The sequence below is a fragment of the Gordonia amicalis genome, assembly GCF_022059885.1.
GTDB lineage: Bacteria > Actinomycetota > Actinomycetes > Mycobacteriales > Mycobacteriaceae > Gordonia > Gordonia amicalis.
In genome coordinates this window covers 2,980,564-3,004,741 of sequence record NZ_CP091855.1, presented here as the reverse complement: position 1 = coordinate 3,004,741, position 24,178 = coordinate 2,980,564, and the positions used below count along the sequence as shown (strand labels likewise).

The 24,178-nt window shown below is 68.2% G+C and carries 21 protein-coding genes and 1 riboswitch; of the genes, 11 read left to right on the top strand and 10 right to left on the bottom strand.

Annotation, left to right across the window (positions count from 1 at the left end; all coding sequences use genetic code 11):
* Positions 1–24 precede the first annotated feature (24 nt).
* On the bottom strand, positions 25–501 hold the full coding sequence (locus IHQ52_RS13750) for an acyl-CoA thioesterase (RefSeq protein WP_096274060.1): 477 nt from the start codon (positions 499–501) through the stop codon (positions 25–27).
* A 90-nt stretch (positions 502–591) separates the two neighbouring features.
* Here IHQ52_RS13750 and IHQ52_RS13745 point away from each other — a divergent pair, with 90 nt between their 5' ends.
* Positions 592–1,200, top strand: coding sequence for a GNAT family N-acetyltransferase (locus IHQ52_RS13745; RefSeq protein ID WP_024497492.1), 609 nt, complete (start codon positions 592–594; stop codon positions 1,198–1,200).
* A 216-nt stretch (positions 1,201–1,416) separates the two neighbouring features.
* The gene (locus IHQ52_RS13740; RefSeq protein ID WP_024497491.1) at positions 1,417–2,958 is read left to right on the top strand and encodes an NAD(P)/FAD-dependent oxidoreductase; all 1,542 of its coding nucleotides are present in this window, start codon (positions 1,417–1,419) and stop codon (positions 2,956–2,958) included.
* A 36-nt stretch (positions 2,959–2,994) separates the two neighbouring features.
* Here the strand turns inward: IHQ52_RS13740 and IHQ52_RS13735 are convergent, their stop codons facing one another.
* The 7 genes from IHQ52_RS13735 to IHQ52_RS13705 form a co-directional block, all read right to left on the bottom strand.
* Positions 2,995–3,738, bottom strand: coding sequence for an urease accessory protein UreD (locus tag IHQ52_RS13735; protein WP_024497490.1), 744 nt, complete (start codon positions 3,736–3,738; stop codon positions 2,995–2,997).
* A 2-nt stretch (positions 3,739–3,740) separates the two neighbouring features.
* Positions 3,741–4,427, bottom strand: a complete 687-nt coding sequence (gene ureG / locus IHQ52_RS13730; RefSeq protein ID WP_006435513.1) for an urease accessory protein UreG — start codon at positions 4,425–4,427, stop codon at positions 3,741–3,743.
* A gap of 53 nt (positions 4,428–4,480) precedes the next feature.
* The gene (locus tag IHQ52_RS13725) at positions 4,481–5,155 is read right to left on the bottom strand and encodes an urease accessory protein UreF (RefSeq protein ID WP_024497489.1); all 675 of its coding nucleotides are present in this window, start codon (positions 5,153–5,155) and stop codon (positions 4,481–4,483) included.
* The gene (locus IHQ52_RS13720) at positions 5,155–6,873 is read right to left on the bottom strand and encodes an urease subunit alpha (protein ID WP_024497488.1); all 1,719 of its coding nucleotides are present in this window, start codon (positions 6,871–6,873) and stop codon (positions 5,155–5,157) included. Before IHQ52_RS13720 ends, IHQ52_RS13725 begins: the two co-directional genes overlap by 1 nt.
* Before the next feature lies 1 nt (position 6,874).
* Positions 6,875–7,267, bottom strand: a complete 393-nt coding sequence (locus IHQ52_RS13715) for an urease subunit beta (protein ID WP_024497487.1) — start codon at positions 7,265–7,267, stop codon at positions 6,875–6,877.
* Positions 7,268–7,311: 44 nt separating this feature from the next.
* Positions 7,312–7,614: an urease subunit gamma gene (locus IHQ52_RS13710; RefSeq protein WP_024497486.1), complete on the bottom strand. Its 303-nt coding sequence runs from the start codon at positions 7,612–7,614 to the stop codon at positions 7,312–7,314.
* Between the two features lie 173 nt (positions 7,615–7,787).
* Complete coding sequence (locus tag IHQ52_RS13705; RefSeq protein ID WP_006435508.1) at positions 7,788–8,210, bottom strand: PaaI family thioesterase; 423 nt, start codon at positions 8,208–8,210, stop codon at positions 7,788–7,790.
* Between the two features lie 319 nt (positions 8,211–8,529).
* Between IHQ52_RS13705 and IHQ52_RS13700 the strand changes: the two genes are divergently transcribed.
* From IHQ52_RS13700 to IHQ52_RS13660, 9 genes are all read left to right on the top strand, one after another.
* Positions 8,530–8,928, top strand: coding sequence for a BlaI/MecI/CopY family transcriptional regulator (locus IHQ52_RS13700; RefSeq protein ID WP_024497485.1), 399 nt, complete (start codon positions 8,530–8,532; stop codon positions 8,926–8,928).
* A gap of 47 nt (positions 8,929–8,975) precedes the next feature.
* The gene (locus tag IHQ52_RS13695) at positions 8,976–9,926 is read left to right on the top strand and encodes a M56 family metallopeptidase (protein ID WP_024497484.1); all 951 of its coding nucleotides are present in this window, start codon (positions 8,976–8,978) and stop codon (positions 9,924–9,926) included.
* A gap of 109 nt (positions 9,927–10,035) precedes the next feature.
* Entirely contained in the window at positions 10,036–11,493 is a 1,458-nt protein-coding gene (gene gndA, locus IHQ52_RS13690) for an NADP-dependent phosphogluconate dehydrogenase (protein WP_024497483.1), read from the top strand.
* 16 nt (positions 11,494–11,509) lie between these two features.
* Positions 11,510–12,943 (top strand): GMP reductase, encoded by a 1,434-nt coding sequence (gene guaB1 / locus IHQ52_RS13685; RefSeq protein WP_024497482.1) that lies wholly within the window; start codon positions 11,510–11,512, stop codon positions 12,941–12,943.
* Between the two features lies 1 nt (position 12,944).
* The gene (locus IHQ52_RS13680) at positions 12,945–14,366 is read left to right on the top strand and encodes a hemolysin family protein (protein WP_024497481.1); all 1,422 of its coding nucleotides are present in this window, start codon (positions 12,945–12,947) and stop codon (positions 14,364–14,366) included.
* Positions 14,359–15,432: a hemolysin family protein gene (locus tag IHQ52_RS13675; RefSeq protein WP_024497480.1), complete on the top strand. Its 1,074-nt coding sequence runs from the start codon at positions 14,359–14,361 to the stop codon at positions 15,430–15,432. The genes IHQ52_RS13680 and IHQ52_RS13675 overlap by 8 nt, the downstream gene beginning before the upstream one ends.
* Positions 15,429–16,337, top strand: a complete 909-nt coding sequence (locus IHQ52_RS13670; RefSeq protein WP_024497479.1) for a hypothetical protein — start codon at positions 15,429–15,431, stop codon at positions 16,335–16,337. Before IHQ52_RS13675 ends, IHQ52_RS13670 begins: the two co-directional genes overlap by 4 nt.
* A 74-nt stretch (positions 16,338–16,411) precedes the next feature.
* Positions 16,412–18,604, top strand: coding sequence for a malate synthase G (locus IHQ52_RS13665; protein WP_024497478.1), 2,193 nt, complete (start codon positions 16,412–16,414; stop codon positions 18,602–18,604).
* Positions 18,605–18,737: 133 nt separating this feature from the next.
* Entirely contained in the window at positions 18,738–19,970 is a 1,233-nt protein-coding gene (locus tag IHQ52_RS13660) for a hypothetical protein (RefSeq protein ID WP_024497477.1), read from the top strand.
* A 179-nt stretch (positions 19,971–20,149) separates the two neighbouring features.
* Here the strand turns inward: IHQ52_RS13660 and gcvP are convergent, their stop codons facing one another.
* Both gcvP and IHQ52_RS13650 read right to left on the bottom strand, forming a co-directional pair.
* Positions 20,150–23,020 carry an aminomethyl-transferring glycine dehydrogenase gene (gcvP, locus tag IHQ52_RS13655; RefSeq protein ID WP_024497476.1) on the bottom strand — a complete coding sequence of 957 codons (2,871 nt, stop codon included), beginning with the start codon at positions 23,018–23,020 and terminating at the stop codon, positions 20,150–20,152.
* Between the two features lie 169 nt (positions 23,021–23,189).
* A riboswitch (glycine riboswitch) is annotated at positions 23,190–23,285 on the bottom strand.
* 99 nt (positions 23,286–23,384) lie between these two features.
* Positions 23,385–24,026 (bottom strand): MerR family transcriptional regulator, encoded by a 642-nt coding sequence (locus tag IHQ52_RS13650; RefSeq protein WP_006435497.1) that lies wholly within the window; start codon positions 24,024–24,026, stop codon positions 23,385–23,387.
* Positions 24,027–24,178: the final 152 nt, after the last annotated feature.

Genomic DNA, 24,178 nt, shown 5'->3' with positions numbered 1-24,178 from the left:
CCGGTCAGGCCCGGGGGTCCGGGGTCAGTTCGCGGTGGCGGTGCGTGGCGCATGGAACCGCGCCGGCTCGCCGAGGGCCGCGGTCAGGACGTCCCGTAGGTCGTCGGGTATCGGCGCCGGCCGACCCGCCGCCGGATCCACGACGACCATCGTCGTCTCGGCCGTGGCGCACAGGACCCCTTCCTTGTCGTACAGGCGGAGTGCCATCACGAACGACAAACGGCCGATCCGGCCGACGCAGGAACGCACCAGGACGGGGTGCGTCGAGTAGTGCACGGGCGCCGAGAACTCGACGTCCTGGCGTGCGACGAGGAAGGAGAAGTCCCGCGGACGGTCCGGTATCCACTCATGGAACGACCGGACACGCGCCTCCTCGAACAGGCGCGAGATCTGCACGTTGTTGATGTGGTTGTTGATGTCCATGTCACCCCACCGCAGATGGACGGGGATCTCGAGAACATAGTCCGGTGCCGGGGATTCAGAAGCCACGGCAGCAACCATAACGGCGGGACACGCGCACCGTGAACTGCGGTGCCGACCGTGTCGAGACCGTAGAATCGCGCCCGGATCGCCGAAAGTGAGGGGCCTCGGGTGAACATCGACACGGCACGGGCACGTCTGCGCCCGGTGTCCGCGATGGACATCGACGACCTCGTCCATCTCGACAGCGACCCCGAGGTCATGCGCTTCGTGAGCGGCGGCACACCGACCCCGCGGACGGTCATCGAGGACTGGGTCCTGCCGCGGGCCGAGTCGGAGCGGCGTCGGTACGGAACCGGCACGTGGGTGCTGTGCGACCCGGCGACCGGTGCGTTCCTCGGCTGGGCGTCGTTGCGCACCCCGCGACACAGTCGTCGCCCCGAACTCGAGTTGAGCTACCGCATCCGCCGGACGGTCTGGGGACGCGGTCTGGCCACCGAGGCCGCGTTCGCCCTCATGGCGTTCGCCTTCGACCACCTCGCGACCGAACGTGTCTTCGCGAGCACGGTCGCGGGCAACACCCCCTCACGGCGGGTCATGGAGAAGCTCGGCATGACACTGTCGGGAATACATGTGGGCGACGAAACCGACGATTCCGGCATGACCCCGCATCCGCTGCACCTCGGTCCCGACCGGTACGAGGTGGAGTATCAGATCCTCCTGGCCGAGTGGCAGCGACGATCTCTGCGCTGGTCATCGGCGGGTGACCTCACCGCATGACGGTGAGGCGGGCTCGGCCGACCGAACGTGACCTCGGCTACCGGCCCGGCTGCACCGTCCTGGTCGCGCCGGGTCGCGCATCATTGACTACCGTTGTGGGCAAGTACGGTTTTGCCTCGACCGTCGCCCGACGCGGTTCGGCCACGTGACGACACGGACCCTGCACGGCGCCGAAGCACAATCGTCCCCCAACGAGCGAGAAGGAGATGTCTGGAGATGAGCAGCCCCGCCGTCCAGGCCCCCGCTGTAGCGGCCACCGACCGCAGGAAAGTGGTCATCATCGGCTCCGGCTTCGGCGGATTGTTCGCCGCCCAGCGTCTGGCGAAGGCCGACGTCGACGTGACGCTGATCGCCAAGACCACCCACCATCTCTTCCAGCCGATGCTCTACCAGGTCGCCACGGGCATCGTCGCCGAAGGTGAGATCGCCCCAGCGACCCGCGTCGTGCTGCGCAAACAGAAGAACACCTCCGTGCTGATGGGCGACGTGTTCGACATCGACCTCGAGGCCAAGACGGTCACCTCGCGACTGCTCGAGCGCATCACGGTCACCCCTTACGACGACCTGATCGTCGCGGCCGGCGCCGATCAGTCGTACTTCGGCAACGACCATTTCGCCGAGTACGCACCGGGCATGAAGACCATCGACCACGCGCTCGAGCTCCGCGGACGAATCCTCGGCGCGTTCGAGCAGGCCGAGCTGTCCCATGACCCCGCCGAACGCGCCAAGCTGCTGACCTTCGTGGTCGTCGGTGCCGGTCCGACCGGTGTCGAACTCGCCGGGCAGATCGCGGAGATGAGCGACAAGACCCTTAAGGGCGCCTTCCGCAACATCGACCCCACCGAGGCCCGCGTCATCCTCCTCGACGCGGCTCCCGCCGTGCTGCCGCCGTTCGGCCCCAAGCTCGGCGGGAAGGCCGCGGCCCGTCTCGAGAAGATGGGCGTGGAGATCCAGCTCAACGCGATGGTCGTGGACGTCGACTACGACGGTCTGGTCGTCAAGGAGAAGGACGGCACCACCCGTCGCATCGAGTCGCAGTGCAAGGTGTGGTCGGCCGGTGTCCAGGCCAGCCCGCTCGGCCAGCAACTCGCCGAACAGTCCGGTGTCGAACTCGACCGCGCGGGCCGGGTGAAGGTCGGACCGGACCTGACGATCCCGGGTCACCCGGAGGTCTTCGTGGTCGGCGACATGATGGCCGTCGACGGCGTGCCCGGTGTCGCACAGGGTGCGATCCAGGGTGGTCGCTACGCCGCCGATGCGATCAAGGCCGAGCTCAAGGGCCAGACGCCGGACCAGCGCAAGCCGTTCAGCTACTGGGACAAGGGTTCGATGGCGACCATCTCGCGGTACTCCGCGGTGATGCAGGTCCCGATCCCGGGCTTCAAGAAGCCCTTCGAGACCGAGGGCTACTTCGCATGGCTGGGCTGGCTCGCGCTGCACCTCGTTTACCTGGTGGGCTTCCGCAACCGGCTGAACACACTGATCAACTGGTTCTTCGCGTTCACCACCCGCGGCCGCTCGCAGCTCGCCGTCACCGAACAGCAGGTCTACGCTCGCACCGCGATCGGACAGTTGTCGGCATTGGAGAAGCAGGCCGCGGAGAGCAACGGAGCCGGACCCGACGCCGAGGCCGCGAAGACCGACACGGGGACCGTGGACTCGAAGGCCACCGACGCATCCGGCTCGGTGCCCACCGAGGGCAAGGACGCCGCCGGCAAGGATGCTGCAGGCAAGGAGTCCGAAGCCGAGGCCAGCTGAGGCCCGGGCAGACAGACCTACCGCAGCGCTGGTCCCCTAACCGTTGGGGACCAGCGCTGCGGTGTCGAGAGCGTCGGTCAGGCGGCGCGTGGCCGTCACCGACGTGCCGAGTGCGCTGGTGAGTGTGGCTTCCCCGGCCAGGCGCAGCCGAGCCGCGAACTCGCTCGGATGCACGGCTTCCGGGCGGTCATCCGGGAAACGGAAGACGTTGCTCATCGCACGATGACCGATCGCGGCGGCGGGTGTCGACGCGCCCAGCATGACCCGATGTGCCAGCCAGACCTCACCGCCGACCGTCACCCGTAGGCCACCGGTCCAGGAGCCGGTTCGGTCGCGGTCGATCCGGTCGAGATCCGTGGTCGTCGCCCGGTCGATCTGGACAGCCCGGCCGATCTGCACGTGCTCGTACAGATCGAGAATCCCGGTCGGGTCGATCTCGACGACGACGTCGGAAGTGTGGACCGCGCCGCCGGCCACCACAGTCGGCTGCGGATCGAGACGCAGACGACCGCCCGCACCCACCTCGATCTCCCACCGGGCCCGGGAATCGGCGCGGTGCCGCGCAGGCAGCGCGATCGTGGCGGCGACGGTGCCCACGCTCAGATGTGCGCCGGGCTCCACCCGGATGCGGACCGCGATCTCGTCGCCACCCAGCGGCGTCGCCGCGGTACCGATCAGCTGGACGTGGCCGGGTGCGGTCACCCGGACGGCGAGACCACCGGTCGCGCGGTGCCGCACACCGCGGTCGGCGGTCGCGGTGATCTCGACGTCGGTACGCATCGCTAGCCGGTCGTCACGGGTGCCGCGAGCTGCTCGCGGACCCAGGCCAGCACGTCGGTGGCCGCCGGATCGTCGGTCAGTGAGATCATCGCCGTCGGACGTCCCTCGCGTACCTTGTCCGCATCGCGCCGCATGACGTCGAGGTCGGCGTTCACGCGCTCGGCCAGATCGGTTTTGTTGATCACCAGCAGATCCGAGAACGTGACGCCCGGACCGCCCTTGCGGGGCACCTTGTCGCCACCGGCCACGTCGATCACGAAGATCTGGACGTCGATGAGGCCCGTCGAGAACGTCGCCGTGAGATTGTCGCCACCGGACTCGACCAGGATCAGATCGAGCGGCGGATTCGCCTCGACGAGGTCGTCGATGGCGTCGAGATTGGCGGTGATGTCGTCGCGGATCGCGGTGTGCGGGCACCCCCCCGTCTGGACCGCGGTGATCCGCTCGTCGGGCAGGACCGCGTTGCGCCGCAGAAAGTCCGCGTCCTCGGTCGTGTAGATGTCGTTGGTCAGCACCGCGACCGACAGCTCGTCGCGCAGCTGGCGGCAGAGCGCGGCAACCAGGGCGGTCTTCCCGGATCCGACGGGGCCGCCGACGCCGATGCGCAGCGCCTCACCGGGTTCACGCTTCCGGCGGGGACGGTCGTGGTCGTGGCTGTGGGGCTGCCCGTCGATGAGATGCGGGGGCATCGTCGACTCCTCTCGGTCGGGGCTTCAGGACGATTTCCGGTAGACCCGGATTGTCAGGACATGAAGAGCGGCATCGATTGTCGCTCATGGCGTTCGGCGAAGATGTCGAGGACCGGGTCGGACAGGTCCGCAAGCCCCACGGCGGCCTCGGCCGCGACTCGTTCGCATTCGGCACCGAGGTCGGCGATCATGATCGAGACATCCGCCGGATCGAGGGCGAGCAGGCGCTGGCCGGCGGTCGCCGAGCCGCTCATCGTCGTGTAGACGAGAATCAGTGCGGTGTGGAATCCGGACAGGGACGACGCGGCGCCGATCGATCCACTGATGACCGGCAGATGTGTGGCCGGCCGGTGCACCGTCCAGTCGTGGTCGGGAAACATGCGGCGCGCAAGCCGGACCATTCCCCGGCCCTGCGCGAGCGACGCCTTGCGGGCTGCGGCCGACGGGGTGCGTGCATTCACCTCACGTTGCGCCGCACCGACTTCCAGTGCCCCATCGGCGACCGCAGCGGCGACCGACGCCGCCACGAGACCGCTCGTGGTGACCCTGCGATACAGAAAGTCCGCCAGATCCGTTGCCGTGCGGATGAATCCGTCGGCGATCGCCTGTTCGACGCCGCCGGAGTGCACGTGCCCGCCGACGGGAAGCCGGGAGTCGGCAAGCGCCAGCATCATCGCCAGCGGCGCGTGTGCGGGCGAGGACGGGGACGATTCCGAACGGTCGGTCATCAGAACAGGAAGTACCGCTGTGCCATCGGCAGTTCGGACACCGGCTCGGCATCCCACACCTCGCCGTCGACCTTCACCGTGAACGTGTCGGGATCGACCTCGATCGTCGGGCACGCGTCGTTGTTGACCATGTCGGCCTTGCCGACCCCGCGGGTGTTCTTGACCGGGACCAGTCGGCGATCGACACCGATCCGCTCGGCGAGGTCGGGGTCCGCGCCGGGGGCGACGAAACTCACCGACGTGGCGGCCGCCAATTTCGGTGCGGCACCGAACATCGGACGCGGCAGGACCGGTTGCGGCGTGGGAATCGACGCGTTCGCGTCACCCATCGCCGCCCACGCGATCGCACCGCCCTTGATCACCAGATCGGGCCGGACGCCGAAAAACGCGGGGTCCCAGAGCACGAGGTCGGCGAGCTTGCCGACCTCCACCGACCCGATCTCGTCGTCGAAGCCGTGCGCGACGGCCGGGCAGATCGTGTACTTGGCGATGTACCGCCGGGCCCGGTTGTTGTCGGCGCGACCGTCTCCGAGCAGCGCACCGCGCTTGCGTTTCATGACGTGGGCGGTCTGCCAGGTGCGCAAGACCACCTCGCCGACACGGCCCATCGCCTGCGAATCCGAACCGATCATCGAGATCGCACCCAGGTCGTGCAGCAGATCCTCGGCGGCGATGGTGGACGGCCGGATCCGGCTCTCCGCGAACGCCAGATCCTCCGGCACCGTGGGGTTGAGGTGATGACACACCATCAGCATGTCGAGGTGCTCGTCGAGGGTGTTCACGGTGTGCGGCCGCGTCGGATTGGTCGACGACGGAAGCACATTCGCATATGCCGCGACCGTGATGATGTCCGGCGCGTGGCCACCGCCGGCGCCCTCGGTGTGATACGCGTGGATGCTGCGGCCGGCGATCGCGCCGAGCGTGCTCTCCACGAAGCCCGCTTCGTTGAGCGTGTCGGAGTGCAGGGCGACCTGCACCCCGGTCTCCTCGGCCACCCGCAGACACGCGTCGATCGCGGCCGGTGTGCTCCCCCAGTCCTCGTGCAGTTTGAAACCCGAAGCGCCCGCCCGGATCTGTTCGTGCATCGCGGCCGCGCTGACCGTGTTGCCCTTGCCGAGCAGCGCGATGTTCATCGGCCAGTTGTCGGTCGCGGCGAGGATCGACGCGAGATGCCAGGCACCCGGGGTGACGGTGGTGGCCTTGCTCCCCTCGGCCGGGCCCGTCCCCCCGCCGATCAGCGTCGTGATGCCGTTGCCGAGTGCTTCGTCCATGATCTGCGGGCAGATGAAGTGCACGTGGCAGTCGATGGCACCTGCGGTGATGATCTTGCCGTTGCCGGCGATGATCTCCGTCGAGGGTCCGATGACGAGGTCGGGGTGGACGCCGTCCATCGTGTCGGGGTTTCCCGCCTTACCCAGCGCGACGATGCGTCCGTCGCGAATTCCCAGGTCCGCCTTGATGATTCCCCAGTGGTCGAGGACCACGACGCCGGTGATGATCGTGTCGGGTGAACCGTCGGCGCGGGTCGCACGGCTCTGACCCATCGATTCGCGAATCACCTTGCCACCACCGAAGACTGCTTCCTCACCGGCGCGCCCGGGGCCGCCCGAGAGGTCATCAGTGACCTCGATGAGCAGATCGGTGTCGGCGAGGCGGATCAGGTCGCCGGTCGTCGGACCGAAGAGCTGCGCGTAGCGATCGCGGCCGAGTGTTGCCATGTCACTTGCTCCCGTCGGCGCGATCCGTCATGGGAGCGGGAGCACCCACCGGTCCGCATTCGCCCGGCGGATCCAGCGAGATCCCGTACACCTCACGGGTTCCCCCGAGCGGGACGAGGCCGACGGTCATCTCGATACCCGGTTCGAACCGCACTGCGGTACCGGCAGGGATATCGAGGCGTCGTCCGTGCGCGAGCGCTCGGTCGAAGTCGAGCGCGGGATTGGACTGCGGGAAGTGCACATGGCTCCCGACCTGGACCGGGCGGTCGCCGGTGTTGACCACAGTCAACTCGACGGTGTCGGCGCCGGCGTTCAGCTCGATCGTGCCCTCGGCGGGGATCACCTCACCCGGGACGAGTGAGGAGCGTGTTGCGGTGGGTGGCGTACCCGACATCTCGGTCTCTCTTCAGCAGCTCGGATCGGTTGGCGGAGCAGCGGTCAGACGATCGGGTCGTGGACGGTCACCAGCTTGGTGCCGTCGGGGAACGTCGCCTCGACCTGGACGTCGTGCAGCATCTCGGGCACGCCGTCCATCACGTCGTCGCGTCCGAGCACCTCACGACCGGAGCTCATGAGCTCGGCCACCGATCGACCGTCGCGGGCACCCTCGAGGACGTGGTCGGTGATGAGCGCAACCGCTTCGGGATGGTTGAGCCTGAGTCCGCGTGCCTGCCGTCGTCGCGCGAGTTCGGCCGCATACGAGATCAACAGCCGTTCTTGTTCATGCGGCGACAGTCGCACCGAGATCGCTCCTCGCAGATCGCCGACCCGGGAGGTCGTGGTCGATGGCAGTGGAGACATCCTGCCACGTCGGCGCGGCCACGGCTCGCCGACGCCGATCCGCCGCCCGGAACGCCGCGGGTCAGCCCTCCGGCGGTGAGACGGCCGTCACCGGGACGTGGTCAGCAAACCTGTCAGCGGGCCTCGATGTTCTGGAGTCGCACCTGCGTCCTGGCGAGCAACGTGCCGTCCTGGTCGACCATGTCGACAGCCCACAGCTGCTGGCGCCGGCCGCGGTGGATCGGCGTCGAGGTCGCGGTGACCGTTCCCGAGCTCACCGACCGCAGGAAGTCGGTGTTGTTGTTGACCCCGACCGCCGTGCCCCCGATACCCGTCTCCTGCAGCCAGAAGAACCCGCTCATGCTCGCGACGCTCTCGCCGATCGCGCAGTAGACGCCGCCGTGGACGATCCCGAACGGCTGATGGTGACTCTCGGTGATCTCCATCGTCGCGACGATCCGGTCCGGCCCGGCCTCGACGACCTCGAGTCCGAGCACGCCGTCGAGTCCCTTGCCGAAGGAGCTCTGGAGGATCTCGTCCGCACTGTTCGCAGTCATGGCGTCAACACTGACACGGCTCCGCGCCGTTGGCGATACCGCCCCGGGAACACGGATGCCGGCGCCGGCGTTGTCTCCTCAGAGAAACCGGAAGGCCCCGCACCTCGTCGAGATGCGGGACCTTCCGTGGCGTCGACCGGGGGTCTCTGCAGCCCTCAGGACTCTCGCGCGGCCCGACGTCACTTAATGTAGGCTAGCCTTACCAACGTGTCAAGTGCTGTGGTGAAAAGCCACGTGAGAGGCGCGATCGCCGGCGCGGACGCGTCGATCGGGTGAAGACGCGAGCCGAGAGACACACAACGGGAGGCACAGCAGTAAAATGCGAAAGATGACTGGGCTAGGCGACCTCGAGCGCGCGGTGATGGACACGTTGTGGGCCGGATCCGAACCGAAGACCGTGCGGCAGGTACATGCCGAACTGTCGCGGGATCGGTCACTCGCCTACACGACGGTGATGACCGTGCTGCAGCGGCTGGCGAAGAAGAACCTCGTGACCCAGATCCGCGACGACCGTGCGCACAAGTACGTTCCGACGCACCCCCGTGAGGACCTGGTCGCGAACCTGATGGTCGACGCGCTCAGCGAGGCCGACGCACCGGGGTCACGGCACGCCGCGCTCGTGTCCTTCGTCGGCCGGGTCGGCGCAGATGAGGCCGCCGCACTCCGCGAGGCCCTCGATGAACTCGAAGCCGCACGAGGAACCGGCGAGACCGGTTAGATTCGCGGCACACCCCCAACAGCCCACCCTTTGAGGAAGCCCACCGGATGACCGCCCTGCTCTTCGGCATCGTCAGCTTGGTGCTCGCCGGCCCTGTACCCGAGGCACTGTCCCGGGCACGATGGCCGATCAGAGCCCCGCGCGCGGCGATGACGCTGTGGCAGGCCATCGCTCTCGCCGCCGTGTTGTCGGCGTTCAGCTGTGGCCTGGCGATCGCGGCCAACCTCCTGGTGATCGGCGCCGACGGCACACCGACGACACATCCGCTGCACGAGATGGAACGCCTCGGCCTCCCCCTGTGGCTGACCTGCGTAGGTGTCTTCGTCCTCACCCTGCTGGTCGGCGCCCGCCTCTTCTACACGACCATCCGCGTCGGGCTGCGCACCCGCGCCCGCCGCAAAGCCCACCGCCAGCTGATCGACATCCTCGATCGCTGCGACCGGACCGACGCCGACGATCCGCTCTACGCCCGCGACGTCCGGATGATCGACGTCGAGCAGCCACTCGCCTACTGCCTCCCCGGCCTGCGGCAACGCGTCGTCGTCAGCGAAGGCGTCGTCCATCGCCTGACCCGCGACGAGCTCATCGCCGTCATCGCCCACGAGCGGGCTCACCTGCGCGCACGCCACGACCTCGTCCTCGAGGCGTTCATCGCCCTGCACGAGGCCTTCCCGCGGTTCGTCCGGTCCAGTTCCGCCCTCGGCGCCGCCGAACTGCTCGTCGAAGCGCTCGCCGACGATCAGGCCGTTCGCGCCACCGCGCCGACGACCCTCGGACGCGCACTCGTCGCCTGCGCCGACGCGGTCGCTCCTCGCGGCGCGATGGCCGTCGGCGGACCCACCACGCTCACCCGTGTCCACCGTCTGCGCGACGACCGCCCCGCCCGCTGGATCGCGGTCGGCGCCTACGTCACCGCTGCCGGCATCCTGGTCCTGCCGACCCTCGCGGTCGCGATCCCGTGGCTCACCGAACTCAATCGCCTGATGTCGGCGTTGTGAGAGCGGTCCGATCTCCGCGCTCTGGACGACTGCTGTGAACATCGTCCGGGCATACACCAAAGGTGAGGCAGATCGCCGGATCGGATCGTGAGGCAATAGGCTGTCGGGCATGAACAACGTCGAGGGATCGTCACCGTCCGGGAAAGCTCAGATCGGCGTCACCGGTCTGGCCGTCATGGGTTCGAACATCGCGCGTAACTTCGCCCGTCACGGGTACACGGTCGCGCTGCACAACCGCAGCGTCGCCAAGACCGATGCACTGCTCGAGAACCACGGCAGCGACGGAGAATTCATCCGCACCGAGACGGTCGCCGAATTCGTCGCCGCACTCGAGCGTCCGCGCCGCGTCCTGATCATGGTCAAGGCGGGCGACGCCACCGACGCGGTCATCAACGAGCTCGCCGATGCGATGGAGCCGGGCGACATCATCATCGACGGCGGTAACGCGCTCTACACCGACACCATCCGCCGCGAGGCCGCGATGTCGGCCCGGGGACTGAACTTCGTCGGCGCCGGCATCTCCGGCGGCGAGGAGGGCGCGCTCAACGGCCCGTCGATCATGCCCGGCGGTCCCGCCGAGTCCTACGAATCGCTCGGCCCGTTGCTCGAGTCGATCGCCGCCCAGGTCGACGGCGAACCGTGCTGCACCCACATCGGCCCCGACGGCAGCGGCCACTTCGTCAAGATGGTCCACAACGGCATCGAGTACGCCGACATGCAGCTCATCGGTGAGGCCTACGACCTGATGCGCAAAGCCCTCGACATGCCAGTCTCCGAGATCGCCGACGTCTTCCGTGAGTGGAACGGCACCGAACTCGAGAGCTACCTGATCGAGATCACCGCCGAGGTGCTCAGCCAGGTCGACGCCGAGACCGGCAAGCCCCTCGTCGACGTGATCGTCGACGCCGCCGGCCAGAAGGGCACCGGCCGCTGGACCGTGAAGTCCGCACTGGACCTGGGGATCCCGACCACCGGCATCGCCGAGGCCGTGTTCGCCCGCGCACTGTCGAGCGCCACCGATCAGCGTGTCGCGGCCCGCGGCCTGTCATCGGGCAACCTCGGTGCCTCGCCCACCGACAAGGCGCAGTTCATCAACGACATCAAGACCGCCCTCTACGCCTCGAAGGTCGTCGCCTACGCACAGGGCTTCGATCAGATCGCCGCAGGCAGCGCCGAATACGGCTGGAACGTCGACCGCGGTTCGCTGGCGACCATCTGGCGCGGCGGCTGCATCATCCGGGCGCAGTTCCTCAACCGCATCCGCGAGGCCTACCACGAGGATCCGGACCTGCCCAGCCTGCTGCTGGCCCCCTACTTCCGCGAGGCGGTCGAGGTGGGCATCGACAGCTGGCGACGCGTCGTCTCGACCGCGACGCTGCTCGGCATCCCGGTGCCGGCCTTCGCATCGTCACTGTCCTACTACGACGGCCTGCGCGCCGAGCGCCTGCCGGCCGCTCTCACCCAGGGTCTGCGCGACTTCTTCGGTGCGCACACCTACCAGCGCGTGGACAAGGAAGGCACCTTCCACACGCTGTGGAGCGGCGACCGCTCGGAAGTGACCGAATAGGAGCCTGCGAGAACCGGTGCGATTCATCGAAGGCCATCGACCGACCCACGACCTGACCTACGACGATGTCTTCATCGTCCCCAGCAGGTCGGAGGTCAGTTCGCGATTCGATGTCGATCTGTCGACCTCGGACGGGAGTGGGACCACCATCCCACTCGTCGTGGCGAACATGACCGCGGTCGCGGGCAAGCGCATGGCCGAGACGGTCGCGCGCCGCGGCGGACTCGTGGTCCTCCCTCAGGACCTCCCCATCGAGGCCGCCGCGGCTTCGATCGCCTTCGTGAAATCACGCCACCTCGTGGCCGACACCCCGGTCACGCTCACCCGGTCGGACTCGGTGACCGATGCGATCGCGTTGATCCCGAAGCGATCCCACGGGGTGGCGGTCGTGGTCGACGACGGACATCCGGTCGGCGTCGTGACCGAGAGACGGTGCCGCGACGTCGACCGTTTCACCCGGGTACGCGACGTACTCGACCCCGACATCGTCACCCTGCCCGTCGACACCCCGCCCCGCGAGGTGTTCGACGCGCTCGGCGACCTCCACCTCGGCGTGGCAGTGCTCGTGGATGCCGACGGCAGACTGGCCGGGGTCCTGAACCGCGTGGGTGCTCTGCGCCACGCGATCTACGAGCCGAACGTCGACGACACCGGCGCGCTGCGGATCGCCGCCGCCGTCGGGATCAACGGCGACGTGGCCGGCAAGGCCCGCGCGCTCGCCGCCGCCGGCGCCGACCTCCTGGTCATCGACACCGCTCACGGCCATCAGGAGAAGATGCTCAGCGCACTGAAGTCGGTGGCCGACGCGGGACTCGGGGTCCCGATCGCAGCGGGCAACGTGGTCTCGGCGGAGGGCACCCTCGACCTCCTCGCCGCGGGCGCGTCGATCGTCAAGGTCGGTGTCGGTCCGGGCGCGATGTGCACCACCCGGATGATGACCGGTGTGGGCCGTCCGCAGTTCTCCGCCGTCGCCGAATGCGCCGGTGTCGCCGCGAGTCACGGCGCGTCGGTGTGGGCCGACGGCGGTGTCCGTCATCCGCGGGACGTCGCCCTCGCGCTGGCGGCTGGTGCGTCGAACGTGATGGTCGGCTCGTGGTTCGCGGGCACGCACGAATCGCCCGGAGACCTCCACGAGGACGAACTCGGTCCGTACAAGGTGAGTTTCGGCATGGCGTCGAAACGCGCCGTGGCCGCCCGGACCTCCGGCGACAGTCCGTACGACCGCGCCCGCAGGAGTCTCTTCGAGGAGGGCATCTCGACATCGCGTATTCGACTCGATCCCGATCGCCCGGGCGTCGAGGACCTCATCGACCACATCTGTTCCGGGATCCGCAGCACCGCCACGTACACCGGGGCCCGAAACCTGCGGGAGCTGCACGACAAGGTCGTCCTCGGGATCCAGTCGCCCGCCGGCTTCGCCGAAGGGCGTCCCCTGCCGGGCGGGTGGTGACGTGGAGGTCCTGCTGCTCGTCGCGAGCCTGGTCGGGTTCATCGCCCTGACCCTGGGCACCGCGCTGTTCGTCGCGGCCGAGTTCTCCCTGACCGCCCTCGAACGATCCACCATCTCCGCCGATGTCGCCAAACGCGGAGACCGTCGCTCCCGCCTCGTGCAGCGCGCGCATTCGACGCTGTCGTTTCAGTTGTCGGGCGCCCAGCTCGGCATCACGATCACCACGCTGATCACCGGCTACATCGCCGAACCGGTCCTCGCCCGCATCTTCAAGCCACCGCTGGCCGCGGCCGGGGTGAGCGAGTCGGTCGCCTCGGCGACCTCGCTCATCCTCGCGCTCGTCATCGCCACATCGTTGTCGATGGTCCTGGGCGAGCTGATCCCGAAGAACCTCGCGATCGCGAAGTCGCTGGCCGTCGCCCGCGCCACGTCCGGTCCGATGACCGCCTTCTCCGCTGTCTTCCGCTGGGCGATCAACGGACTCAACGGCACCGCCAACTGGGTCGTCCGCCGACTCGGCGTCGAACCCACCGACGAACTCGCCTCGGCCCGCTCACCGCAGGAGCTGGTGTCCCTGGTCCGCAACTCAGCGCGGCGCGGCGCGCTCGACGAGCAGACCGCGACGCTCGTGGACCGATCTCTGCGTTTCGGCGAGCTCACCGCCGAAGACCTGATGACCCCCCGCGTCACCATCGACACCCTCGACCGCGACGACACCGTGCGCGACCTCGTGATGGCCTCGTCGCGTACCGGTCACTCGCGCTTCCCGGTCGTCGTCGACGGAGACCTCGACGACCTCGTCGGCGTGGTCCACATCAAGCAGGCCTTCACCGTCCCGCCCGAACGCCAGGCCACGACCCGGGTCACGTCGATCGCGCGCAGCGTCCCGCGGGTACCCGCCAGCCTCGACGGGGACGCCCTGATGGAACGCATCCGCGCCGACGGTATGGAACTGTGCGTCGTCATCGACGAATACGGCGGTACCGCCGGGATCGTCACCACCGAGGACCTCATCGAAGAGATCCTCGGCGACGTCACCGACGAGCACGACTACGAACGCGCGGATGTCGTCCCGATCGACGGCAACGGCTACCTGTGTGCCGGGCTGCTGCGGATCGACGAACTCTACGACGCGACCGGCTACCACGCTCCCGACGGACCCTACGACACCCTCGGCGGCCTGATCATGTACTGCCTCGGACGTATTCCCACTGTCGACGACGTCGTCGACCTGCCGCGCCGCTCCCCCGTCGGCGACGGCGACGGCTCACCCGAGATGCCCGAGGCGCGCGACGACATCACCTGGCGGGCCACCGTCGCCCAGATGGACGGCCGTCGAGTCGACGTCGTCGCACTGCGTCCGGCCCCGTCCGGCGAGCCCCTCGGAGACGAGCCACGACATCCGGAGGACGCCGATGGGTGACCTCTGGGCGGTCGTGCTGGCCTTCGCGCTGCTGGCGGGCAACGCCTTCTTCGTCGGTGCCGAGTTCTCGCTGATCTCGGCGCGCCGCGATCGCCTCGAGGCGTTGGCCGAGAGCGGAAAGAGTCGTGCACGGACCGTCATCCGAGCCGGTGAACACCTGTCGCTGATGCTGGCCGGGGCGCAGCTGGGCATCACGATCTGCTCGATCCTGCTCGGCCGCGTCGGCGAACCTGCGGTCGCCCACCTCGTCGAGAAGCCGCTGGAACTCGCCCACGTGCCGCACGCCCTGCTGCACCCGATCTCCTTCGCCATCGCCCTGTCCCTGGTGGTCGTGCTGCACATCCTGCTCGGCGAGATGGTGCCGAAGAACATCGCACTCGCCGGACCCGAATCGGCGGCGATGCTGCTGGTCCCGGTGCATCTGATGTTCATCCGTCTGGTGCGTCCGTTGATCTCCTTCTACAACTGGACCGCCAACATCTCGCTGCGGCTGATGCGCGTCGAGCCCAAGGACGAACTCGAGTCCACGGTGTCGTTGGGTGAGCTGGCGCAGATGCTCGGCGAGTCCAAGCAGGAGGGACTCATCGACGCCGAGGAACATGAGCGCCTGACCCGGGCCCTGCAGTCCATCGGCCGTACCGTCACCGAGGTGATGATCCCCCTCGACAAGATGCGCAGCGTCAAGGTTCAGGTGTCGGCGACCGGCGGGATCGGGCCCACGCTCGGGGCCGTCGAGAAGGCCGTCAGCGAGACCGGCTTCTCCCGCTTCCCGGTCCGCGGACCGGACGGCACCTTCACCGGCTATCTGCACCTGAAAGACGTCCTCGACGAGATTCTCGACGAGCACATCGGCCCGGACACCATCATCGGTGTCGACAAGATCCGGCCGCTGCCGGTCATCGCCTCGACCACGCCCCTCGACGAGGCGACGACCGTGCTGCGCCGCACGAGTTCGCATCTGGGCGCCGTCGTCGATGACAACGGCCGGACCATCGGCATCGTCCCGCTCGCCGACCTCGTCGAGGAGTTCGTCGGCAACGTCCGGGACGAGACCCACCGCGTATGACCGCCGGGACCGTGCACCCGGACCAGCAGGACGGGTCGAACGAGAAGGAGCGACTGACCGGGCAGGAATGGCGCGCGCGACGCGACGACCACCGCCGCCGTGTCGACGCGCTCATCGGTCCCTATCTGGACGCCCGTCGCAAGGGCGTCAAACACCCGGTCATCGACTTCCTGTTCACCTACTACTCAGCGCGTCCCTCGCATGTTCTGCGCTGGCACCCGGGCTTCGGTGTCGTCCTCCAGGACGCCGACGAGTTCCTGCCGTTGCGCGGCTACGAACGCACCGAGTCCGGCGTGCACGTGGGTCTCGACTATGTCCGGCGCCGTCGAGACGCCTTACGGGCCACCGTGGACCTCCTCGGCGCCACTGCCGCGCGCCCGGCTCGGCTCGGATGCTTCGGACTTCACGAGTGGGCGATGGTCTACCGCACCGACGAGGCCCGGCACGACGTCCCACTTCGGCTGGGCCGGGCGGGCACCGACCGCGTCGTCGAGCAGATGCCGTTGCGCTGCACACACTTCGACGCCTTCCGCTTCTTCACCGGGCCGGCCCGGCCGCGCAACGAGAACCAGCTGAGCCGCGCGTCGCAGATCGACCACGAACAGCCGGGCTGCCTGCACGCCACCATGGATCTCTATCGCCACTGCTTCACCCTGGCGCCACTGCTGCCCGCCGGCCTGACGGTCGACTGCTTCGAGTTGGCCCTACGCGCCCGGGACCTCGACATGCGGGCCAGCCCCTACGATCTGCGTGACCTCGGCTACGAGCCGGTCCCGATCGAGACACCGGCCGGACGAGCAGAATACGTCCGCGAGCAATCGGCCATCGCCGATGCCGGAACACAACTCCGCGCGGAGGTGTTACGACGGTGTACGAACCTGGCCGGGATCGCGCGCCACGCCTAAACAGGACGCCTGTACGGTTCGGCGTTACCGGCGAGTAGCATAGATGTGTCTTCATTCGCTCGAGAAAGGCAATCATGTCGGACCGGATCACCGTCAACGGGTTGCAGGTCGCTTCCGTCCTGTACGACTTCATCAACAACGAGGCGCTGCCCGGCACCGGTGTAGAGGCCGACGCCTTCTGGTCGGGTGCCGCATCGGTGATCGCCGACCTCGCCCCGCGCAACCGCGAGCTGCTCGCCGTCCGCGACGATCTCCAGACCAAGATCGACGGGTGGCACCATGATCACAAGGACGCGGATCTGAAGCCCGGCACCGCCGACTTCGACGCCTACAAGACGTTCCTCACCGAGATCGGCTATCTCGCCGAGGTGCCCGCGGACTTCCAGATCACCACCGGCAACGTCGACCGCGAGATCGCCGAGACCGCCGGGCCGCAGCTCGTGGTCCCGGTTCTCAACGCGCGCTTCGCGCTCAACGCGTCGAACGCCCGCTGGGGTTCGCTCTACGACGCCCTGTACGGCACCGACGCGATCCCGGAGACCGACGGCGCCGAGAAGGGGTCGTCGTACAACAAGGTCCGTGGCGACAAGGTCATCGCCTACGCGAAGGACTTCCTGGACAAGGCCGTTCCGCTCGAACAGTGCAGCTACACCGACGTGCGATCGTTCGCCGTTCAGGACGGCGCCCTCCAGGTGACCCTCGACGGGGGCGCCACCTCGACGCTGGCCGATCCGGCCGCCTTCGTCGGCTACCGCGGAGACGCCGGTTCGCCGTCCTCGATCCTGCTGCGCAACAACGGCCTTCACCTCGACATCGAGATCGATCCGGCGTCGCCGATCGGTTCCACCGATCCGGCCGGCATCAAGGATGTCGTCGTCGAGTCGGCGATCACCACGATCATGGACTTCGAGGACTCGGTCGCCGCGGTCGACGCCGAGGACAAGGTCACCGGTTACCGAAACTGGCTGGGCCTGAACAAGGGCGATCTCGCCGAAGAGGTCACCAAGGCCGGCAAGACCTTCACCCGCGTGCTCAACGGCAACCGCGAGTACACGGCCCCCGACGGCACCACCTTCGACCTCCACGGCCGCTCGCTGCTGTTCGTCCGCAACGTCGGTCACCTGATGACCAACGACGCGATCCTCGACGCCGAGGGCAACGAGGTCCCCGAGGGCATCCTCGACGGCCTGGTCACCTCGCTGATCGGTATCCACGGCATGAGCAGTGAGGGCCTCCAGAACTCGCGGACCGGCTCGGTCTACATCGTGAAGCCGAAGATGCACGGCCCCGACGAGGTCGCGTTCACCGTCGAGCTGTTCGGCCGCGTCGAGAAGGTCCTCGGCCTGCCCGAGAACACCCTCAAAGTCGGCATCATGGACGAGGAACGCCGTACGACGGTGAACCTGAAGGCGTGTATCAAGGCCGCCTCCGAGCGCGTCGTCTTCATCAACACCGGCTTCCTCGACCGCACCGGCGACGAGATCCACACCTCCATGGAGGCCGGTGCGATGGTCCGCAAGGCCGAGATGAAGCAGCAGAAGTGGATCGCGGCGTATGAGGACTTCAACGTCGACACCGGCTTGCACGCGGGACTCCAGCACAAGGCACAGATCGGTAAGGGCATGTGGGCCATGCCGGACCTGATGGCCGACATGCTCGAGCAGAAGATCGGTCACCCCAAGGCCGGTGCCACCACCGCGTGGGTGCCCTCGCCGACCGCTGCAACCCTGCACGCGCTGCACTACCACCAGGTCGACGTCTTCGAGCGTCAGGACGAGATCGCCAAGCGCGATCCGGCCACGGTCGACGACATCCTCACGGTGCCGCTGGCGGCGAAGACCGACTGGTCCGACGAGGAGAAGCAGCAGGAGCTCGACAACAACTGCCAGTCGATCCTGGGCTACGTGGTCCGCTGGATCGATCACGGTGTCGGCTGCTCGAAGGTGCCCGACATCCACGATGTCGCCCTGATGGAGGACCGCGCCACGCTGCGTATCTCCAGCCAGCTGCTGGCGAACTGGCTGCGCCACGGCATCGTCAGCGAGGCCGACATCGTCGCCTCGCTCGAGCGGATGGCTCCCGTCGTCGACCGCCAGAACGCCGGCGACAGCGCCTACCGTCCGATGGCTCCCGACTTCGACTCCAACATCGCCTTCCAGGCGGCCAAGGAGCTGATCCTCGAGGGCACGACGCAGCCCAGCGGCTACACCGAGCCGATCCTGCACCGCCGCCGTCGCGAGTACAAGGCCGCCAACGCGGCCGGCTGACACCGCGGTCACGACGCACTGATACGACCGTGCCGGTCCCCGGTGGACCGGCACGGCGTATCGTCGTACCCTGCGCTGGACATCGACCGGGGAAAACCCGATCCCGGCGCACACGGCAGGGAGGGCATCGGCGTTGGCACATCATCGGAACCGCGGGGAGAGCATCCGCAACCGTGGCGTCAGCCGAGGTGTCGTATTCGCACTGCTCTCGATCCTGCTCGTCGCCGCCATCGTGGTGGCCTGGCAGGACCTCGGCGACCGCATCAACCGACAGGCCGACGACGCGGCCGCCCAGTGTGTCGAGGGCGCCGCGTCGGTTCCGATCGTCGCCGATCCCGACATCGCGCCCGGTCTCGCCGCGATCGCGACCGCCTTCGCCGACACCAAGCCCGTGGTCCGCGACCATTGCATCACCGTCGCAGTCCGTCCCGGAGACGCGAAGATCACCCTCGACGGCCTCACCGGTACCTGGGAAGCCGAATCGATGGGCGCGTACCCGGCCGCGTGGGTACCGCAGTCCTCGGTGTGGTCGGCAGACCTGGCCTCGGCCAAACCCGATCTGGTCGAGGGCAGCAACCGATCGCTCGTCTCGACCCCGGTGGTCCTCGCGGTCTCGCCGGAATTCGCCCGGGCCGCCGGCGACCAGCTCGACTGGTCCCAGATCCCGACCCTGCAACGACGCGACGCCTCGCTCACCGAGTTCGGCCTGCAGGGCTGGGGGGCACTGCGCATGGCCATGCCGGTCGGCGCCCAATCCGACGCGAGCGCGCTCGCGGCGCAGGCCGTCGCCACCCGCGTGACGCGCACGACCGGCCCCCTGACCACGGCCGACGCGGAATCACCGCGTGTGACGTCGAGTGTGAAGGCGATGCTCAACGGCGCACCGCTCTCCCCCGACGGCACCCCGCAGGGCGCGGCGACCGCGATCGCCAACGCCGCCGACCCGGCCAAGGGCGAAATCCACGTCGTCCCGATCACCGAACAGCGACTTTTCCAGATGACCAAGTCCGACGATCCGGCACGTCTGGCCGAGGTGATACCGGGCGGACCGACGCCGATCGCGGACTACCCGATCATCCGTCTCTCCGGGCCGGAGGTGAGTGACGTCGCGGCTGATGCGGTGGCGGAGTTCATCGCCTACGCGTCGCAGCCCGACCAGTTGAAGCTGCTCACCGAACTCGGATTCCGCGGCGACGCCCCGATGCCGGCGGCCACCGCGACGGTCACCTTCCCGCGTACCCCTGATCCGATGCCCACACCGGAGAACGGCGCGATCGTCGCGATCAACCGCGTGGTCTACGGACCCACGAGTCTGCCGGCGAGTTCTGCGGTCTCGCCGGCGCCTTCGGGAACCGCCGGCGGATAGACCGGATGGCTCGAGTCGTTTCGATACGGCTCGTCGCCGCGCTCCTCACCTACTCAACGAGCAGGGATCGCGCTCGTCGCTGCGCTCCTCACCTACTCAACGAGCAGGGATCGCGCTTGTCGCTGCGCTCCTCACCTACTCAACGAGCAGGGATCGCACTGACTCGTCGACCGGAGAGATCAGCTGCTGTAGGCCTCGATCGGGGGACAGCTGCACACCAGGTTCCGATCGCCGTAGACGCCGTCGATGCGACGCACCGAGGGCCAGACCTTCGCGCGGGCGCCCGCCGACGGCAGTCCCTGCGGGTAGACCGCGACCTCCCGCGAGTACGGATGGTCCCACTCGCCCACCAGCGCCTCGGCGGTGTGCGGCGCACCGCGCAACGGGTTGTCGTCGACCGGCCACTCGCCGCTGGCCACCCGGTCGATCTCCTCCCGGATGGCGATCATGGCGTCGCAGAAGGCGTCGATCTCGTCGAGGTTCTCGCTTTCGGTCGGCTCGACCATCAGGGTCCCGGCCACCGGGAAGCTCATTGTCGGAGCGTGGAAACCGTAGTCGGCCAAGCGCTTTGCCACGTCGTCGACGGTGACGCCGGTCTCCTTGGTGATCGTGCGCAGGTCCAGGATGCACTCGTGGGCGACGAAACCGCCCTCACCCGTGTAAAGCACCGGGAAGTGGTCCCGGAGTCGCTTGGCGACGTAGTTGGCGGCGGTGATGGCCGTCAGTGTCGCCCGGCGCAGACCGGCCGCACCCATCATGGCGATGTAGGCGTAGGTGATCGGCAGGATCGTCGCCGAACCGTACGGTGCCGCGGCGATGGTCGCCGTGCCCGGAAGTTCGTCGGCGAGCGGGTGTCCGGGCAGGAACGGAGCGAGATGCTCGCGCACCGCCACCGGACCCACGCCCGGTCCGCCGCCACCGTGCGGAATGCAGAAGGTCTTGTGCAGATTCAGGTGGCTGACATCGCCGCCGAAGTGACCCGGACGTGCCACGCCCACCAGTGCGTTGAGGTTGGCGCCGTCGACGTAGACCTGTCCGCCGGCGTCGTGGACCGCGCCGCAGACCTCGCGGATGTCGTGTTCGAACACGCCGTGCGTGGACGGGTAGGTGATCATGATGGCGGCGATCCGGCCCTCGTTCGCGGCGATCTTCGCGCGCAGATCCTCGAGATCGACGTCGCCGTTCTGCCGGCAGCCGACCACCACGACGCGCATGCCCGCCATGACCGCCGACGCGGCGTTGGTGCCGTGGGCGCTCGACGGGATCAGGCAGACGTCACGGTCGAGATCCCCCCGGCTCCGGTGGTACCCGCGGATCGCGAGCAGTCCGGCGAACTCGCCCTGCGAACCCGCGTTCGGCTGCAGACTCACCCGGTCGTAGCCGGTGACGGCGACGAGCCAGCCCTCGAGCGTGGAGATCAGCTCGCGGATGCCCACGGTGTCCTCGACCGGCGCGAACGGGTGGAGTCCGGCGAACCCAGGCCACGTGATGGGTTCCATCTCGGTGGTCGCGTTGAGCTTCATCGTGCAGGAACCGAGCGGGATCATGCTGCGGTCGAGCGCGATGTCCTTGTCGGACAGAGCGCGCAGATAGCGCAGCATCGCGGTCTCGGTGCGGTACCGGTTGAATGCGGAATGGGTGAGGTACTCGCTGGTGCGGTTCTCGATCGGCTGCGCGAAATCGAGCGGCTGCACACCGGCGGCGTCGAAGGCACGCAACACACCCTCGAGGTCGGCCTCCGTGGTGGTCTCGTCGCAGGCGATCGAGACGGTGTCGGCGTCGACGCGGCGCACGTTGATGCCCTCACGACGAGCCCGGGCGACGATCACGTCGGCCTGCCCCGTGGCGCGGACCTCGATGGTATCGAAGAACGAGGCGTGCGTGACCGAGAAGCCGCCCGCCGCAAGCGAATTCGCCAGACGAATCGCGGCGTCGTGGGTGCGGCGCGCAATGGCCCGGAGCCCGTCCGGCCCGTGGTACGACGCGTACATGGCCGCCATCACGGCCAGCAGGACCTGCGCGGTGCAGATGTTGCTGGTGGCCTTCTCCCGCCGGATGTGCTGTTCACGGGTCTGCAGGGCGAGGCGATAGGCGAGGTTGCCGTCGGCGTCCTTGGAGATGCCGACCAGACGGCCCGGCAGCTGGCGGGCGTGCTTCGAACCGACCGCCAGGTAACCGGCGTGCGGACCACCGAAGCCCATGGGAACGCCGAAACGCTGGGTGGTGCCGAAGCAGGCGTCGGCTCCCTGGTCCCCCGGCGGCGTGATCAGCGTCAGCGCGAGCAGGTCGCCGCCGACCGCCACCAGTGCACCGCGCTCGTGTGCGGCGGCGATGATCGGCGCGGCGTCGACGATCCGACCCGAAGCACCTGGAACCTGCAGGATCACGCCGAAGAAGTCGCCTTCGGGAAGCCCCTGGTTCGGCAGCTCCGGATGCAGCGATGCCTCGACGACCTCGATGCCGAGCGGCTCCGCGCGGGTCTCGATCACCGCGCGGGTCTGCGGGAAGAGATCGGCGTCGACGACGATGCGCGACGACTTCGACTTGCCGGCGCGGCGCAGCAGTGTCATGGCCTCGGCCGCCGCGGTGGCCTCGTCGAGCATCGACGCGTTCGCCACCTCCATCCCGGTGAGATCGGCAACCATGGTCTGGAAGTTCAGCAGGGCCTCGAGTCGTCCCTGACTGATCTCCGGCTGGTAGGGCGTGTACGCCGTGTACCAGGCCGGGTTCTCCAGGACGTTGCGGAGGATGACGCCGGGCGTGTGGGTGCCGTAGTAGCCGAGACCGATCATCGAACGGGCCACGGTGTTCTGGGCGGCGAGACCGCTGAGCTCGGCCAGGACCTCACTCTCACTCTGGGGGCTGGGCAGAGCCCCCAGCACGTTCGAGTCGAGTTCATCCGCGATGACCGCGGGGATGACGCGATGGGCGAGTTCATCGAGCGACGACACACCGATCACCGAGAGCATGCGCTGCGTCTCGTCGGGGTCGGGACCGACATGGCGGTCCACGAAGGTGACTGGCGCTGACGACGTGTCGGCTGAGGGCATGGTGAGGGCAACCTCTCGCAGGCGCCGGCTCGGTGCCGGCAGGCTCGCCCTCCCCCTCTGTCATGTCACCGGCCGGGGCCGGACGACGCCTGAGAGATTCGGTGTCACGCGGTTGCGTGACGACCTTTCACCGTGGGCGGACGACGAATCGTCACTTTCCAGAGACGCCGTCACCACCACGGTCCGGGTGCCTGAGAGTTTGACGGAGAGGTATTGCTCCTTCGGCGGTCACCTGTGTTCGGTGACGCTCTCCCGTGGCGTAGCGACGCGCGCACCAGTCTACGCAGTTCCACGTCCCGTTGGTCCAGACGACATCGCGAGAGTCGTGAGGATCACGTGGCGGGGTGCGGGCAGAGTGCGGATGCTAGCCGGTACGGCGGGTGCGATTCTTGCGGCGAGCGGCGAGTTCGTCCTCGGGTGCCGTCTCGCTGATACCCCCGTCGGCCCGTTCACCCGGGAAGTCGGCGATGGTGCCGGTGAGTTCGCGCATGGCGCCGCTGACCGCGATGCCGAAGACGCCCTGTCCACCCTGCAAGAGGTCGACGACCTCTTCGGCCGACGTGCACTCGTAGACGGTGGTGCCGTCGGAGAACAGGGTGATCTTGGCGAGGTCCTCGACCCCGCGCTTCCGGAGGTGGTCGACGGCGACACGGATGTTCTGCAGCGAGATGCCGGTGTCGAGGAGTCGCTTCACGATCTTGAGGACGAGGATGTCCTTGAACGAGTACAGACGCTGGCTACCCGAGCCCGCGGCGCCGCGGATCGACGGGACGACCAGCGAGGTACGGGCCCAGTAGTCGAGCTGGCGGTAGGTGATGCCGGCGATCTGGCAGGCACTCGGCACGCGGTAGCCGACCAGTTCGTCGGGAACGGTGTCGTCGGGGAAGAGCCCGGGTGCGATCTCCTCGAGACTGCCCTGGGTGGGACCCGCGGGACGATCGGTCACAGCGTGGTCGGGTGACGGGTCGCTCGACGTCACTTCACTGTCGACCGGACGATCGCCCACTTCTGTCTCCCTTGCAGAGCTCGGACCGGATGCCGCATCACACGCCTGACATCCACGTCTACAGTACGCGGTCCAGGCCCTGCTCGGGTCAGCCGATCACATCTTCATCGGCCCCTGAATGGTGCGCGATGTCGGGATTGACGCTATGCCGC